This is a genomic window from Azohydromonas aeria (assembly GCF_009760915.1).
GTDB classification, from domain to species: domain Bacteria; phylum Pseudomonadota; class Gammaproteobacteria; order Burkholderiales; family Burkholderiaceae_C; genus Azohydromonas; species Azohydromonas aeria.
In genome coordinates, this window is the sequence record NZ_VIDQ01000120.1 from 1 (window position 1) to 14,000 (window position 14,000).

A 14,000-nucleotide genomic window follows, 5' to 3' on the forward strand; every position below is an offset into this window, starting at 1 on the left:
CGCGGCGGCGGCGGCACCGGGCGGCTCCTGCACCCCGCCGCTGCCGGGCGGCTCGGCCAGGCCGGACGATCCCGAAGGCTCCTGCAGCCCGCCGTCCGAAGGCGGCTCGCGCAGGCCGCCGTTGTCGGCCGGCGGCTCGGCCAGGCCGCCATCGGCGGGCGGCTCGGCCAGGCCACCAGGGCTGCCGGCCGGTGCGTCCGCACCGATCTCGACCAGGCCCGAAGAGTCCTCCACGGCGGCCGGGCGCGTGACGAGGTCGTGGCTCAGCAGCGCCGCCGCCGCGAACACCAGCGCCGGCAGGAACACCACCAGGCTCTGCTTGAAGAGGTAGCCCAGCGGCACGCCGTGGTTGCGCTGCCCCTTGATGGCGGTGAGCAGCCCCGGCACGGCGAGGCGCTGCGGCGCCGCGCCCACCTGCAGCAGCGGCGCGGGCAGCGCCACCGCCCGCTCCTCTGCGGACAGCGGCGGCGCCATCGTCGGCTTGAGCTTGGCCACCAGGATGGTGTAGAGGATGTACAGGCCCGCGAGCATCAGCCCGGGGAAGAAGGCCCCGGCGTAGAGCTGCACCACCGACACCCCGGCCGTGGCGCCGTACACGATGAGCAGCACCGAGGGCGGGATGAGGATGCCCAGGCAACCGCCGGCGGTGATGGCGCCGGCCGACAGCGACACCGAGTAGCCCGCGCGCAGCATCGCCGGCAGCGCCAGCAGCCCCATGAGCGTGACCACCGCGCCGACGATGCCGGTGGCCGTGGCGAAGAGCGTGCAGGTCACCAGCGTGGCCACCGCCAGCGAGCCCGGCAGCCGCGCCAGCGCCAGGTGCAGGCTCTTGAACAGCTTCTCGATCAGGTTGGCGCGCTCGACCAGGTAGCCCATGAAGACGAACAGCGGGATCGAGATGAGCACGTCGTTGGCCATGACCTTGTAGGCCGACTGCACCATCAGGTCCAGCGTGCGACCGGTGTCGCGGTCGTAGGCCAGCCAGGTGAAGAGCATGCCCATGCCCATCAGCGTGAAGGCCGTGGGAAAGCCCAGCATGATCGCCACCACCACCAGCGACAGCATCAGTAGCCCGATGTGGCCGTTGGTGACGCGCTCCGCGCCCAGCAGCATGGCCACGGCCCCGGCGATGATGATCGCCATCAGGCTGAAGCCGAACCAGAGTTCCTTGCGCAGTTTCATCACGCCCCCTCCTGGCGCTGCGCCGGCGGCAGCGGCGGCGGCGGCGCGTCTATGTCGTTGTCGGTGTCCTTCACGTGGACCATTTCCTTGAGCTTCTCCACGTCCACCTCTTCCACGTCGCCGTCGCGCGCGGGCCAGTAGCCCTGGCGCAGGCAGATGACGCAGCGCACGATCTCCACCAGCCCCTGCAGCAGCAGGATGCCGCCCGAGAGCGGGATGACGAACTTGAACGGGTACAGCGGCAGCGCGTCGGCCGAGAAGGTCTGCTCGCGGATGGCCAGCGACTCCTGCGCGAACTGCCAGCCGGCCCAGGTCAGCGCCACGATGCCGGGCAGGAAGAAGATCAGGTACAGCACCAGGTCGATGGCGGCCTGGGTGCGCGGCTTGAAGAAGCCGTAGAGCACGTCGCCGCGCACGTGACCGTTCTTGGACAGCGTGTAGGCACCCGCGGTCATGAACAGCGTGCCGTAGAGCATGATCTGCGCGTCCAGCACCCAGGCGTGCGGGTTGTTGAGCACGTAGCGGCTGAACACTTCCCAGCTGATGAGCAGCGTCAGCCCCACCGCCGTCCAGGCGAAGGCCTTGCCCACGAAGGTGGATAACCGGTCCACCGCCAGCAATGCGCCTTGCATCGAATACTCCCGTTCGGACAAATCAAAGGGCGCCTCGCGGGGCGCCCTCGTTTACTGCAGAGACTTGCCTTGCGGCGTTGCCGTCAGCCCTTCTTGGGCTGGCCGCCGGCACCGCGGCCGAAGTAGTGGCCGTAGGCCATCTTGTAGTCCACCAGGTAGTCGTTCTGCCACTGGCCGGCGCGCTGCGCGAAGGTGCGCTGCGAGTCGAGCACGCGCTTGAACATCGGGTTCTCGGCGGCCTTCTTCTCGATCACCTTGTCCCAGGCGGCGAGCTGCGCGCGCAGGATGGCGTCGGGCGTCTTGTAGAACTTCACGCCGGCCTTCTTGAGCTCCTCGTAGTCCCGCGAGTTGCGCTCGATGGCCTTCCAGCTCATGTCGGCGCTGGCGGCCTGCACGGCGTAGTCGATGATAGCCTTGAGCTCGGCGGGCAGGCCCTTGTACTTGGCGCCGTTGAACAGGATCTCGAACTGCTCGCCGCTCTGGTGGAAGCTCTGCAGCATGCAGTTCTTGGCCACGTCGGGGAAGCCCAGCACGCGGTCGGAGGAGGCGTTGTTGAACTCGGCCGCGTCGATGAGGCCGCGGTCCAGCGCCGGCACGATCTCGCCGCCGGGCAGCGGGTTGACCGCGGCGCCGAGCTCGGTGAACACGTCCACCGCCAGGCCCACGGTACGGAACTTCAGGCCCTTCATGTCCTCGACCTTGGCCACGGGCTTCTTGAACCAGCCCAGCGGTTGCGTGGGCATCGGGCCGTACATGAACGAGACCACGTCCAGGTTCAGGCTCTTGTAGATCTCCTCCACCAGCGCCCGGCCGCCGCCGTAGTTGTGCCAGGCCAGGACCATGTTCGGGTCCATGCCGAAGGCCGGACCGGACCCCCACAGCGCCAGCGCGGAGTTCTTGCCGTACCAGTAGGCGATGACGCCGTGGCCGCCGTCGAGCGTGCCCTTGCTCACCGCGTCGAGCATCTGGAACGCCGGCACCACCGAGCCCGCGGGCAGCACCTCGATCTTCAGGCGGTTGCCCGCCATGTCATTGACCTTCTTGGCAAAGTCCTGCGCGTACTCGTGGAAGATGTCCTTGGCGGGCCAGGTGCTCTGGAAGCGCAGCGTGGTGGTCTGGGCACGCGACACTGCCGGCGCCGCCAGCGCCCCCGCTCCCACCGAGGTCGCAACGGCGTTCTTCAGGAAGCGGCGGCGCGGCGCCGGCTGCTTGGGTTGCTGGCTCATCGGTGTCTCCTTAATGGTGAAAATGCGCGCGACTACGTGAACAGGCGCGCCCGAACTATCAAAGCTGCTATGGGTATGCTGCAACTGGTAGTAGCCCCAGGGTGCGAGATGAAATCCCTGACAACTGCGCCAGAGCGTGACATCCAGCACACCCAGGTTGGCCCAGCGCCGCCGACAGGGTCGTGCCGACCGGTGACACCGGGGCCGGTTCACCCGGCCTTGAGCCTGAAGCGCTGCAGCTTGCCGGTGGCGGTGCGCGGCAGCGCGTCGAGGAAGGCGATGGCGCGCGGGTACTTGTAGGGCGCGATCACCTGCTTCACGAAGGTCTGCAGCGAACGCACCATGGCCTCGTCGCCATCATGCCCCGGGCGCAGCACCACGAAGGCCTTCACCAGCTGGCCGCGCTCGGCGTCGGGCACGCCGACGACGCCGCACTCGGCCACGGCCGGGTGCTGCAGCAGCGCCTCCTCCACCTCCGGCGCGGCGATGTTGTAGCCGGCGCTCACGATCAGGTCGTCGGTGCGGGCGTGGAAATGGAAGTAGCCGTCGGCGTCCACCGAGCAGGCGTCGCCGGTGTGGTTCCAGCCGTCGCGCACATAGCCGGCCTGGCGCGTGTCGGCGAGGTAGCGGCAGCCGGTGGGGCCCTTGACACGCAGCTGCCCGACCGCGCCCGGCGGCAGCGGCTGCCCGGCGTCGTCCACCACCTCGGCGCGGTAGCCCGGCACCACGGTGCCGATGGCGCCGGGCCGCGCATGCTCCTCGTCGGCGGAGATGAAGATGTGCAGCAGCTCGGTGGTGCCGATGCCGTCGATCATCTCCAGCCCCGTGGCCTCGCGCCACAGCGCGCGCGTGGACGCCGGCAGCGCCTCGCCAGCGGAGACGCACTTGCGCAGCTTCGAGCCGCGCAGCGCCGGGCCCTGCGCGGCCAGCGCCCGGTACGAGGTCGGCGCGGTGAACAGCACCGTGGCGCCGAAGTCGCGGATGCCGTCGAAGAGCTGCGCCGGCGCGGCCCTGTCCAGCAGCACCGTGCTGGCGCCGATGGACAGCGGAAACAGCAGCAGCCCGCCCAGCCCGTAGGTGAAGGCCAGCGGCGGGCTGCCGATGAAGACGTCGTCGGCCGTGGCGCGCAGCACGTGCGCCGGCCAGCAGCGGCACACCGCCAGCACGTCGCGGTGGAAATGCATGGTGGCTTTGGGCACGCCGGTGGTGCCGGAGGTGAAGGCCAGCAGGCAGGTGTCGTCGGCCGCGGTGTCCACGTTGTGGAAGTGCCGCGGCTGGCGCCGCATCGCCGCCTCCAGCGCGTCGGGGTTGCGGCTGTGGTTGAAGACGCGCAGCTGGCACAGCTGCGGGCAGTCCTGCGCGGCCTCCTGCAGCTCGCGCAGCAGCGCCGCGTCGCACAGCGCGTGGCTGCACTGCGCGATGTCGAGCACCTTCCTCAGCTCGGCGGCGCGCAGCAGCGGCATCGTCGTCACGGCGATGCCGCCGGCCTTGACGACGCCGAACCAGCAGGCCGCCAGCATCGGCGAGTTGGGCGCGCGCAACAGCACGCGGTTGCCCGGCACGAGCCCCAGCTCGCGCGTGAGCACGTGGGCGATGCGGTCGGCCTGCTCCTGCAGGTCGCCGTAGGTCCAGATCTGGCCCGGCGCGCGGATGCACACGCGCTCGCCGCGCCCTTCGGCCACGTGGCGGTCCAGCAGCTCCCAGGCGCAGTTGAGTTGCGCCGGAAACCGCAGCTCCGGCAGCTCGAACAGGAACTCCGGCATCAGCTGCGGCGGCGGCAGCCGGTCGCGGGCGAAGGTGTCGAGGTGGGCGCTGGGCATGGGAGTCCTCCCTTCGTGGAATTCAGGCCGGGGACGAGGCAACCGGGCCGCCAGGGGCGCAGGCAGCCGACCCCTTCGATGGCCGCGCGCCCCGAGTTTCGTCGTCCCGGCGCGTGCTCGATGCGGCGCCTGGGGCCTCAATCCAGGGCCGGCGCCGGCAGCCCGATGCGGAACGCCGCGCCGCCCCGGCGCTGCAGCACCTCGATGTGGCCGTCCACCTGCCGCACCAGCGCATCGACGATGCGCAATCCCAGCCCGGCCGAGGCGGCCGGGTCGAAGCCCGGCGCCAGTCCCACGCCGTCGTCGGCCACCAGCACTGACAGGCCCTCCCCCTGGCGCCGCAGGTGCAGCCGCACGGTGCCGCCGGCACCGGCCGGGAAGGCGTACTTCACCGCGTTGGTCAGCAGCTCCGACAGTGCCAGCGACAACGGCACGGCCAGGTCCACGCCCAGCGCCAGCGCCTCGTCGTCGGCCTGGAAGTCCAGCACGATGGGCCGGCCCTCGTCCAGCAGCGCCAGCGTGTCCTGCGCCAGGCGGCGCAGCCACGGCGCCAGCGCCAGCGCGCCGTGCTGGCCGCCCGACTGGTACAGCGCCAGGTGCAGCCGCGCCATCACGCCCACGCGCGCGGCCGCCTCGGTGATGGCACGGCGCGCGTCGGCGTCGCGCACGCTGCGCAGCTGCAGCGACAGCAGCGAGCTGATGATCTGCAGGTTGTTCTTGACCCGGTGGTGCACCTCGTAGAGCAGCACGTCCTTGGCGCGCACGGTCTCGGCCAGCTCGGCCTGCGCCTGCTTCAGCGCCGTGATGTCCAGGTTCACCCCCACCATGCGCTCCACCGCGCCGCGCGCGTCGCGCACGACCTGGCCGCGGCCCAGCACCCAGCAGGGCCCGCCGTCGGCGCGCACCAGGCGCATGTCCATCTCGAAGGCATCGCTGCCCGCCAGCGCCCGGCCCAGCACCGCGTCCAGCGCGGCGCGGTCCCCGGGATGGACGTGCGAGAAGAACAGGTCCGTCGGCACCTCGCCGTCCGCGCTCGGCACCAGGCCCAGCAGCTCGAACATCTGCCGGTTCCAGTGCGAGCGGCCGGTGGCCGGCGTCCAGTCCCACACGCCCATGCGCCCGGCGGCCAGCGCCATGTCCAGGCGCAGCTGCGCCTGGTCGCGCTGTCGCGTGCGCTCCTGCAGCTCGGCCAGGGCGGCCTCGCGCTCCTCTTCGGCGCGCACCATCTCGTCGACGTCGGTGGCCGAGCCGACCCAGCCGGTGAGCTCGCCACCGGCGCCGAGCCGCGGCAGGACGTGGAACAGGTGCCAGCGCCACTGGCCGTCGTGGCGGCGCAGGCGCCGGCGCGTGCTGTACGGGGCGCCGGCGCGCAGCCGCTGCGCCCACGCCGGCCGGTCCGAGAGCAGGTCCTGCGGATGCACCACCTGCTGCCAGCCCGCGCCGGCCAGCTCCTGCACGCCCAGGCCCGTGTAGCGCGCCCAGGCGGCGCTGGACCATTGCCGGCAGCCGTCGGCCCTGCTTTCGAAGGCGAGGTTGGGCAGCGCGTCGATCAGGGCCTGGCAGCGGCCGTTGCCCGCGTCGTCCGCACCGCCGGCCGCGCCCGCGCCGTCCTCCTGCCGGCAGGCGCCCGGGACGGGCGGATGTCCGGGCAGGGAGGCGGGATCGGGCATGGCAAGGAAGGCGGCTGGCGAAACGGCCAGCGTAGCGGCCGGTCCGCCCGTGGCGCGGCCGCCGGCGCGGCGCCGGGCGTGAACTGCGTCACGCCCGCGGCGCCCGCCGCAGCCTTCAGCTCAGCAGCGCCTTGACCAGGTCGAGCTGGCGCACGGGGATGCCCGCGTCCAGGCGCAGGCTGGCCTCCACGCGCAGCAGGTGCGCGTTCATGCAGGCCACGGCCGCGTCCGCGTCGCCGCGGCGGCACACGCGCAGCAGTTCCTCGTGCTCGTCGCTGGAGCAGTGCGCGTCGTTGCTGGAGGGATAGAGCATGGCGATGAGCGAGCTGCGCGCCACCAGCTCGCGCACCAGCTCCGCCAGCGTGACGTTGCCCACGCATTCGGCCATGACGACGTGGAAGTCGCCCAGCAGCTTCTCGCGCGCGCTGCCCAGGCTGATGCGCGGCTCCAGCGTGGTGCGCTCGATGTGGATGTGCTGCTCCAGCAGCTCGAAGTCGCGCGGTCGGGCCTGCGCGGTGAAGAGCCGCACCACCTCGGCCTCCAGCACGCGGCGCACGGCGAAGACCTCGCGCGCCTCCTGCACGCTGGGCTTGCTCACCAGCGCGCCCTTGTCCGGCACGATCTGGATGAGCTTGTCGCGCGAGAGCGTCAGCAGCGCCGCGCGCACCTTGGTGCGGCTCACCCCGTAGACCTTGCCCAGCGCCTCCTCGCGCAGCCGCGTGCCCGGCGGCAGCCGCTTCTCGACGATGGCGGTGGCGATGTCCTGCGCGATCTCCTCGGCGCTGACGCTGCGCGCGTCAGCTTTCCCGGCAGCGCCGCCGCCCTCGTCGGCGGCGGCATCGGGCCCGGCCGCGGCCGGGGACGCGTCCGGCAGCGCCGGCGGCGGGGAGGAACGCTTGGTGCGGGGCATGCCGGAATTCTAGGCAGCCGGCCCGGGCCGGCCGGCCCCGAGCGGGTTCAGGCCGCACGCAGGCCCGGCGCGGGCAACCCGCGGGCAGGCACCCGCATCGCGTCAGGCACCCAGCGCCTGCGCCAGCCACCCGCACACCGGGCTGTCGGGATCCTCCAGCCCGTGGATGACGGAGAAGTGGTTCGCGTCCGCCACCGGCGCCAGCTCGCCGGCGTTGCCCGCCCCGGTCCACGCGGCGTGGAACGCGGTGGACTGGCGCGCGAACTCGGCGGACTCCAGCGCGCCCCAGCCGATCCAGGCGCGCGTGGCGCAGGGCCGCACCAGCCGCACGGGCGAGTTGCGGCGCACGATGCCCTCGTCGAGCTGGATCGCGGGCTGCAGGTAGCTCCAGCGCAGCGGCTCCAGCTCGTACAGGCCGCTGAACAGCAGCGCGGCCCTGAACGGGTCGTCGCCCAGGCCGTAGTCGCGCTCCCAGGGCGTGAGCAGGCTCATGGCGGCGAGGTGGCCGCCCGCGGAGTGGCCGCCCACGGCCAGCCGCGCCGCGTCGCCGCCGTGCGCGCCGATGTTCCTCGCGACCCAGGCCACGGCGGCGCGCGCCTGGCGCGTGATCTCGTCGATGCCGACGCGCGGGCACAGCGCGTAGTTCACGACCACGGTCGTGATGCCGCGCGCGCGCGGCCCCACGGCCACGCCGCTGAAATCGGCCGCGTCCAGCGCGCGCCAGTAGCCGCCGTGGAAGAACACGAACACCGGCGCGCCGGGCTGCTCGGCCGGGAAGACGTCGAGCGTCTCCGCGCGCGTGGGCCCGTAGGGCAGGCGCAGCGCGCAGGGCAGGCGCTCGCGCGCCAGGCGGCTCGCTTCCTGGTAGTGGCGCAACTCGGCGCCGGGGTCGGCCACGGCCAGCGAGGGGTTGTACTGGCGGTCGATCTCGTCCTGGGTGCGGAACTCGCGGTACAGCGGCGCGGCGGTGTCGGGCATGGCGGCTTTCGATGCAGGCGGTGGCAGGTGGCCGGGCCCGGCGTGCGGGCCCGGCATGGGTCCCGGGATCATGCCCGGGAGCCGGCCCGGGAATAGGGCTTGCCCAAACCGGCGCACCGGGCCACCGGCCCTTCAAGCCAGCAAAGGAACCACACCATGGGCAGCCAGCATCCCCCCGGCCATCAGCAGCAGCAGCAGCACGGCGACACCGGGCACGACCTGCACAAGCTCTGGGAGCTGATCAAGGACATGCGCTTCGGCATGTTCACCACGCGCCACGAGAACGGCCACCTGCACTCGCGCCCGATGACCACGCAGAACCGCCGCGACGACGACGGCGACGCGGTGTGGTTCTTCATGTCGCGCAGCAGCGAGCCCTTCGCCGACGTGCAGCGCGAGCCGCAGGTCAACGTCGCCTACGCCAACCCCTCCAGCGACACCTACGTCTCGGTGGCGGGGCTGGCCGAGGAGGTCAACGATGCGCAGCGGCGCCACGCGCTGTGGAACACCGCCACGCAGGCCTGGTTCCCCAACGGCCCGGACGACCCCGACGTGGCGCTGGTGCGCGTGCGCATCACGCACGCCGAGTACTGGGACGTGCACGAGAGCAAGCTCGTGCAGCTCTACAAGATGGCGCGCGCGGCCGTCACCGGCCACCCGCCCACCGACATGGGCGAAACGGGCCAGGTGCGCATGCACTGATGAGCGCCGCGGCGCGGGGCGCGCGGGCAGCCGTTGCGCCCGCACCCGGTGCCGCGGGCCCGCGATCCGGCCATGACACCCGACGACCTGCCGCCGCTGCTGCCCGGGGCCGACTCCGCGCTCGCGCTGCTGGAGCACGTCAACCTCACCCAGCCCGACCAGCGCCTGGCCACGCTGTTCTACGTGGTGGGGCTGGGCTTCACGCGCGACCCTTTCCTCATGGTCGGGCTCGACAACATGTGGGTGAACGTCGGCCGCACCCAGATGCACCTGCCCACGCAGGCGCCGCAGCGGCTGCGCGGGCGCATCGGGCTGGTGGTGCCGTGGCTGGCCGAGCTGCCGCAGCGGCTGCAGCCGCTGTGCGCGGCGCTGGCCGGCACGGCCTTCGGCTTCCACGCCGAGGGCGCCACGCTGCAGCTGCGCTGCCCGTGGGGCAATGCCTTCAGCGTGCACGCCGCGCCGCCGGGGCAGGCGCTGCCGGGCATCGCCTACGTCGAGCTCGACACCCCGCCCGGCACGGCCGAGGGCATCGCGCGCTGCTACGCCGAGCTGATGGGCGTGCCGGCCGAGGTCCGGCCGCTGGGCGGCGGCCTGCAGCGCGCGCTGGTGCCGCTGGCCAGCGGCCAGTCGCTGCGCTATGCCGAGACGCGCGCGCCGCTGCCGCCCTACGACGGCCACCACGTGCAGCTCTACCTGCGCGACGCCGAAGCAGCGCATGGCCGTTTTCGGGCTCGCGGCCTTTTGTGCCGCGACCACGGTGCGCGCGACTGGCGCTTCACGGCGCTGATTGATCCGCGCGACGGCCGGCCGCTGTACGAGCTGGAGCACGAGATGCGCGACTGCACCCACCCGCTCTGGGGCCGCCGCCTCGTCAACCGCAACCCGGCGCAGCGCCAGGCCGGCTATCGCCCTGGTGAAGACGAACTGCCCGGTTGAGGCATGCCGCCCCGGGCTGGAAGCGGCGCGGACCAGCGGATCTTGGTCGAACCTCTTGCAGCCGCATGTCCGTAAACCATTCTTCAAAAGGTTCGATCGCTTGCCATCGCGGTGCGGCATGTCACATCGTGGCAGCAGGGCCTTGTCCAGGAAAGGTTGCGTGGTGTGTCCCTCAGAAATGTTTTGAATGTCAACGAGTTCGGCCGGGTCGGCGACCCGCAGACGCCGACCTACGTCATGGCGCACGGCTACGGCTGCGACCAGACGCTGTGGCATGGCGTGGCGCGGCTGCTGCCCGAGGCGCGCTGCATCTGTTCGACTGGCCCGGCGCGGGCGGCGCCGACATGCAGGCCTACGACCCGCGGCGCCACCACGCGCTGGAGGGCTACGCCGACGATCTGCTGGTGCTGCTCGACGAGCTCTCGCTGTCCGACCCGGTGTTCGTGGGCCACTCGGCGGGCGCGTCCATCGGCGCGCTGGCGGCGGCGCGGGCGCCCGGACTGTTCGGCCAGCTGGCGATGCTCGCGCCCTCCCCCTGCTTCCGCAACGACCCGCCCGACTACCACGGCGGCTTCGAGGCGGCGCAGCTGCACGAGCTTGTCTGCGGCCTGGCCGAGGGGCAGGCGGCATGGGCGCAGGCGGTCGCGCCGCTGGCCATGGGCAACCCTGAGCGCCCGGCGCTGGCGCGCGGCCTGGCGGACAAGTTTTGCCGCATGGACCCGGACGTCGCACTGCACTGGGCACGCGCGACCTTCCTGGGCGACGTGCGCCCGGTCATGGCCGAGCTCGGCGTGCCCACGCTGGTGATGCAGTGCCGCGACGACGCGCTGGCGCCGCCGGCCGTGGGCGAGTGGCTGCTGCGCCGCCTGCGCTCGGCCCGGTTGCTGCGGCTGCAGGCGCGCGGGCACTGTCCGCACGTCAGCGAGCCCGCTGAGGTTGCCCAGGCACTGCGCCAGCATGGCCGCTGGCGCGGCGAGGATTGACGCGGACATGGAGACGGCGGCGCACCGCCAGCCCGGGCCGGAGCCCGGGCCGCCGCTGCCGGTGGCGTTCTGGCACGTGGACGCGGCCGGGCGGCTGCTGCACTACGCCGCCCTGCCCGGCCAGGCCGAGCTGCTGCTCGTCCCCGGGCCCATCGCCGGGCTGCTCACGCCGGCCTGGCGGCTGCTGTGGGAGCTGACCATCTGGCCGGCGCTGCAGTCGGCCGGCGCGCTCGACGAGGTCGTGCTCGACCTGCGCACGGACGGCGAGAGCGTGCAGGTGCTGAGCTACTGGCGCGCCGCGCCCGGTGCCGGCCCGGGCGACACGCCCGGCTTCGAGGTACTGGCCGTGCCGGGCGCCCAGCGCGCCCGGCTGCTGGGCCGGCTGCGCCGGACGCAGGAAACCCTGGACGCGATGCCCGGCGCGCTGCTGCAGGTGTGCCGCGACGGCGACGACGGACTGGCGTTTCCGTGGGCCGGCGGCCAGTTGCTGGACCTGCTGGGCGTCTCGGCCAACCAGGCCATGGCGCATGCGCCGCTGCTGCTCGACAGCCTCGTGCCAGCCAACCGGCAGCGGCTGCAGGAGGCGCTGGCCCAGGCCGAGCGCGACGGCACGCAGCGCTGGGCGGTGGTGCTGCAGCCACGACGCTGGCCGCAGCGGCGCATCGAGCTGGCGGCGCAGCGCGGCACGCCCGCGGGCCCGTGGCACTGCGTGCTCACCGACGTGACCGACCGCGAGCGGCTGCTGGCCGCGCTGGCGCGGCGCGCCAGCACCGACGAGCTGACCTCGCTGCCCAACCGCAGCGGGCTGCTGGCGCACCTGGCGGCGCGGCTGCGGGCGCGGCAGCCCTTTGCCGTGCTGTTCATGGACTGCGACCGCTTCAAGCAGATCAACGACAGCCTGGGCCACGACGTGGGCGACCAGTTGCTGCAGCTGGTGGCGCGGCGGCTGCGCCGCAGCCTGCGGCCGTCGGACCTGGTGGGCACGGTGGACGCGGGGCACGAGGCCCACGACGGCCACGACGGCCCTGACGGCGACGTCGGCGCCAGCGTGGCGGCGCGCCTGGGCGGCGACGAGTTCGTCGTGATTGCCGACGGCGTGCGCAGCGCGGCGGAGGTCGGCGCGCTGGCCGACCGGCTGGTGCGCACCATGGGCGAGCCCTACCAGGTCGGCGCCCACGAGCTGGTGCTGGGCATCAGCATGGGCGTGGTGCTGGCCGACGCGCTGAGCCAGCCCGAAGGGCTGCTGCGCGACTCCGACACCGCCATGTACGAGGCCAAGCGCGGCGGGCGCAACCGCTGGGTGCTGTTCGAGCCGGCGATGCAGCAGCGCGTGGCGCAGGCCATGACGCTGGAGATGCGGCTGCGCCACGCCCTGGCGGCCGGGCAGGTGCGTCCGGTATTCCAGCCGGTCGTGGCGCTGGACACGGGCCGCATCGTCGGCCTGGAGGCGCTGGCGCGCTGGCACGACCCGGTGCTGGGCGCCGTGAGCCCGGCGCGGTTCATCCCGGTGGCCGAGGACAGCGGCCAGATCGGCGTGCTGGGCGAGCAGGTGCTGCGCAGCGCCTGCGCGGCGTTCATGCACTGGCGCAGCCAGGGGCTGGCACAGGGGCTGACGCTGTCGGTCAACCTCAGCCGCGCGCAGTTGCGCGACCCGGCATTGCCGCGGCGCGTGGCGCAGCTGCTCGGCGAGCTGGGCATGCCGCACGAGGCGCTGCAGCTGGAGGTGACGGAGAGCCTGGCGCTGAGCGACGACGGCTCGCTGGAAGTGCTGGCGCGGCTGCGCGCGCTGGGCTGCCGGCTCTCGCTCGACGACTTCGGCACGGCCCACTCCTCGCTGGCGGCGCTGCACCGGCTGCCGGTGCAGCAAGTCAAGCTCGACCGCGGCTTCGTCGCCGAGATCGAGTCCAGCCCCTATCACCGCGCCGTCGTCCAGGCCGCGCTGCAGGTGGCGCGCGCGCTGGCGCTGGAGGTAGTGGCCGAGGGCGTGGAGACCGCGGCGCAGGCGCAGGCGCTGGCGGCGCTGGGCTGCGAGCGGGCGCAGGGCTGGTTCTATGCCAGGCCGGTGGAGCCCGGCGCGGTGCCGTCGCTGCTGCTCGGCGCGGCGCCGGAAACGCCCGGCGCGGCTTGAGCGCTCCCGCGGGAAGGGACACCGTCACCGGCCGGGGTAACCCCCGGGAAGGCCCGGGATTTGCCACGATGCCACGGCCGCACGCCCGGCCCTGCCGGCGGGCGCCGGCCATTCCGTCCCAATCCGCATCGACTTCCGCGTCACGTCCAACACCGGGGAAAGGATCTCTTGCCATGGAACTTCCGAACCACGACCTGAAAGACCTGTTCGACCAGCTCGGCCTGCCCAGCTCGGGCCCGGAGATCGAGCGCTTCATCGAGACGCACCGGCCGCTGCCCGACGAGCAGCGGCTGGCCGACGCGCCGTTCTGGACGCCGGCACAGGCGCAGTTCCTGAACGAGGAATTCCACGACGACGCCGACTGGGTGCCGCTCATCGACCAGCTCAACGCGCTGCTGCACGCACCGGCGAAGCATTGAGCGCCCGGCGCCGCTCACCCCCTCGATCGCGGGCCTGATACGGCCCGCAGCGGTGCCCGCGAACCGGCCCGGTTGCCGGTCCGCGGAGGCCCGCAACGCCCTGTCCTTCCTGGGAAAACCGGCGTTCCCGGCCTGAAGCCGGCTTCCCGGCGCGCCGCTCGCGCGGCGCGCCGTTCATGGTTTGTCCGCGCTTGTTCCCAGCGTCCTCGGCTTGCCCAATGTTTGTAACCAATTCATACAAACACGGCCGCTCCGGGGCTTCCAACCATGAACCTTCGCGACCTTGCCGGCGATGCGCTGTCCCTGTGGCTGGACCAGGACCGCCGCCCGATCCGGCTGCGCTTCGCGCGACGCGTGGGTGAGCACCTGGACGACGTGCTGCTGCCGCAGCGGCTGCACGTCAGCGAGGGGCTG

General features: G+C 72.8%; 12 protein-coding genes. 5 read left to right on the plus strand and 7 right to left on the minus strand.

Going from position 1 to position 14,000, the window contains the following annotated elements:
- The 7 genes from FJ694_RS33980 to FJ694_RS34010 form a co-directional block, all read right to left on the minus strand.
- On the minus strand, positions 1 to 1,182 hold a 1,182-nt coding region (locus tag FJ694_RS33980; RefSeq protein WP_157271952.1), incomplete at its 3' end, for a TRAP transporter large permease subunit.
- A complete protein-coding gene (locus tag FJ694_RS33985; protein ID WP_157271953.1) occupies positions 1,182 to 1,814 on the minus strand; it encodes a TRAP transporter small permease subunit in 633 nt (210 codons plus the stop codon). The genes FJ694_RS33985 and FJ694_RS33980, both read right to left, overlap by 1 nt.
- An 83-nt stretch (positions 1,815 to 1,897) precedes the next feature.
- On the minus strand, positions 1,898 to 3,040 hold the full coding sequence (locus FJ694_RS33990) for a TRAP transporter substrate-binding protein (protein WP_157271954.1): 1,143 nt from the start codon (positions 3,038 to 3,040) through the stop codon (positions 1,898 to 1,900).
- Positions 3,041 to 3,249: 209 nt separating this feature from the next.
- A complete protein-coding gene (locus tag FJ694_RS33995) occupies positions 3,250 to 4,860 on the minus strand; it encodes a benzoate-CoA ligase family protein (RefSeq protein WP_157271955.1) in 1,611 nt (536 codons plus the stop codon).
- 137 nt (positions 4,861 to 4,997) lie between these two features.
- Positions 4,998 to 6,530: a sensor histidine kinase gene (locus FJ694_RS34000; protein WP_157271956.1), complete on the minus strand. Its 1,533-nt coding sequence runs from the start codon at positions 6,528 to 6,530 to the stop codon at positions 4,998 to 5,000.
- A 115-nt stretch (positions 6,531 to 6,645) separates the two neighbouring features.
- Positions 6,646 to 7,440, minus strand: coding sequence for a GntR family transcriptional regulator (locus FJ694_RS34005; protein ID WP_157271957.1), 795 nt, complete (start codon positions 7,438 to 7,440; stop codon positions 6,646 to 6,648).
- 102 nt (positions 7,441 to 7,542) lie between these two features.
- Positions 7,543 to 8,418 (minus strand): alpha/beta hydrolase, encoded by an 876-nt coding sequence (locus FJ694_RS34010; RefSeq protein WP_157271958.1) that lies wholly within the window; start codon positions 8,416 to 8,418, stop codon positions 7,543 to 7,545.
- 156 nt (positions 8,419 to 8,574) lie between these two features.
- Here FJ694_RS34010 and FJ694_RS34015 point away from each other — a divergent pair, with 156 nt between their 5' ends.
- The 5 genes from FJ694_RS34015 (at position 8,575) to FJ694_RS34035 (ending at position 13,586) form a co-directional block, all read left to right on the plus strand.
- Positions 8,575 to 9,120, plus strand: coding sequence for a pyridoxamine 5'-phosphate oxidase family protein (locus tag FJ694_RS34015; RefSeq protein ID WP_157271959.1), 546 nt, complete (start codon positions 8,575 to 8,577; stop codon positions 9,118 to 9,120).
- Positions 9,121 to 9,192: 72 nt separating this feature from the next.
- Complete coding sequence (locus FJ694_RS34020) at positions 9,193 to 10,056, plus strand: hypothetical protein (RefSeq protein ID WP_157271960.1); 864 nt, start codon at positions 9,193 to 9,195, stop codon at positions 10,054 to 10,056.
- Positions 10,057 to 10,325: 269 nt separating this feature from the next.
- Positions 10,326 to 11,039, plus strand: coding sequence for an alpha/beta fold hydrolase (locus FJ694_RS34025; RefSeq protein WP_198321149.1), 714 nt, complete (start codon positions 10,326 to 10,328; stop codon positions 11,037 to 11,039).
- 7 nt (positions 11,040 to 11,046) lie between these two features.
- Positions 11,047 to 13,167 (plus strand): putative bifunctional diguanylate cyclase/phosphodiesterase, encoded by a 2,121-nt coding sequence (locus tag FJ694_RS34030; RefSeq protein WP_198321150.1) that lies wholly within the window; start codon positions 11,047 to 11,049, stop codon positions 13,165 to 13,167.
- 173 nt (positions 13,168 to 13,340) lie between these two features.
- Positions 13,341 to 13,586, plus strand: a complete 246-nt coding sequence (locus tag FJ694_RS34035; protein WP_157271962.1) for a DUF2789 domain-containing protein — start codon at positions 13,341 to 13,343, stop codon at positions 13,584 to 13,586.
- Positions 13,587 to 14,000 lie beyond the last annotated feature (414 nt).

Bases quoted from the DNA above. Each gene is read 5' to 3' on its own strand.
- FJ694_RS34030 (WP_198321150.1), top strand. From the start codon at position 11,047: ATGGAGACGGCGGCGCACCGCCAGCCCGGGCCGGAGCCCGGGCCGCCG.
- FJ694_RS34010 (WP_157271958.1), bottom strand. From the start codon at position 8,418: ATGCCCGACACCGCCGCGCCGCTGTACCGCGAGTTCCGCACCCAGGAC.
- FJ694_RS34035 (WP_157271962.1), top strand. From the start codon at position 13,341: ATGGAACTTCCGAACCACGACCTGAAAGACCTGTTCGACCAGCTCGGC.
- FJ694_RS34005 (WP_157271957.1), bottom strand. From the start codon at position 7,440: ATGCCCCGCACCAAGCGTTCCTCCCCGCCGCCGGCGCTGCCGGACGCG.
- FJ694_RS34015 (WP_157271959.1), top strand. From the start codon at position 8,575: ATGGGCAGCCAGCATCCCCCCGGCCATCAGCAGCAGCAGCAGCACGGC.
- FJ694_RS34000 (WP_157271956.1), bottom strand. From the start codon at position 6,530: ATGCCCGATCCCGCCTCCCTGCCCGGACATCCGCCCGTCCCGGGCGCC.
- FJ694_RS33985 (WP_157271953.1), bottom strand. From the start codon at position 1,814: ATGCAAGGCGCATTGCTGGCGGTGGACCGGTTATCCACCTTCGTGGGC.
- FJ694_RS33990 (WP_157271954.1), bottom strand. From the start codon at position 3,040: ATGAGCCAGCAACCCAAGCAGCCGGCGCCGCGCCGCCGCTTCCTGAAG.
- FJ694_RS33995 (WP_157271955.1), bottom strand. From the start codon at position 4,860: ATGCCCAGCGCCCACCTCGACACCTTCGCCCGCGACCGGCTGCCGCCG.
- FJ694_RS34020 (WP_157271960.1), top strand. From the start codon at position 9,193: ATGACACCCGACGACCTGCCGCCGCTGCTGCCCGGGGCCGACTCCGCG.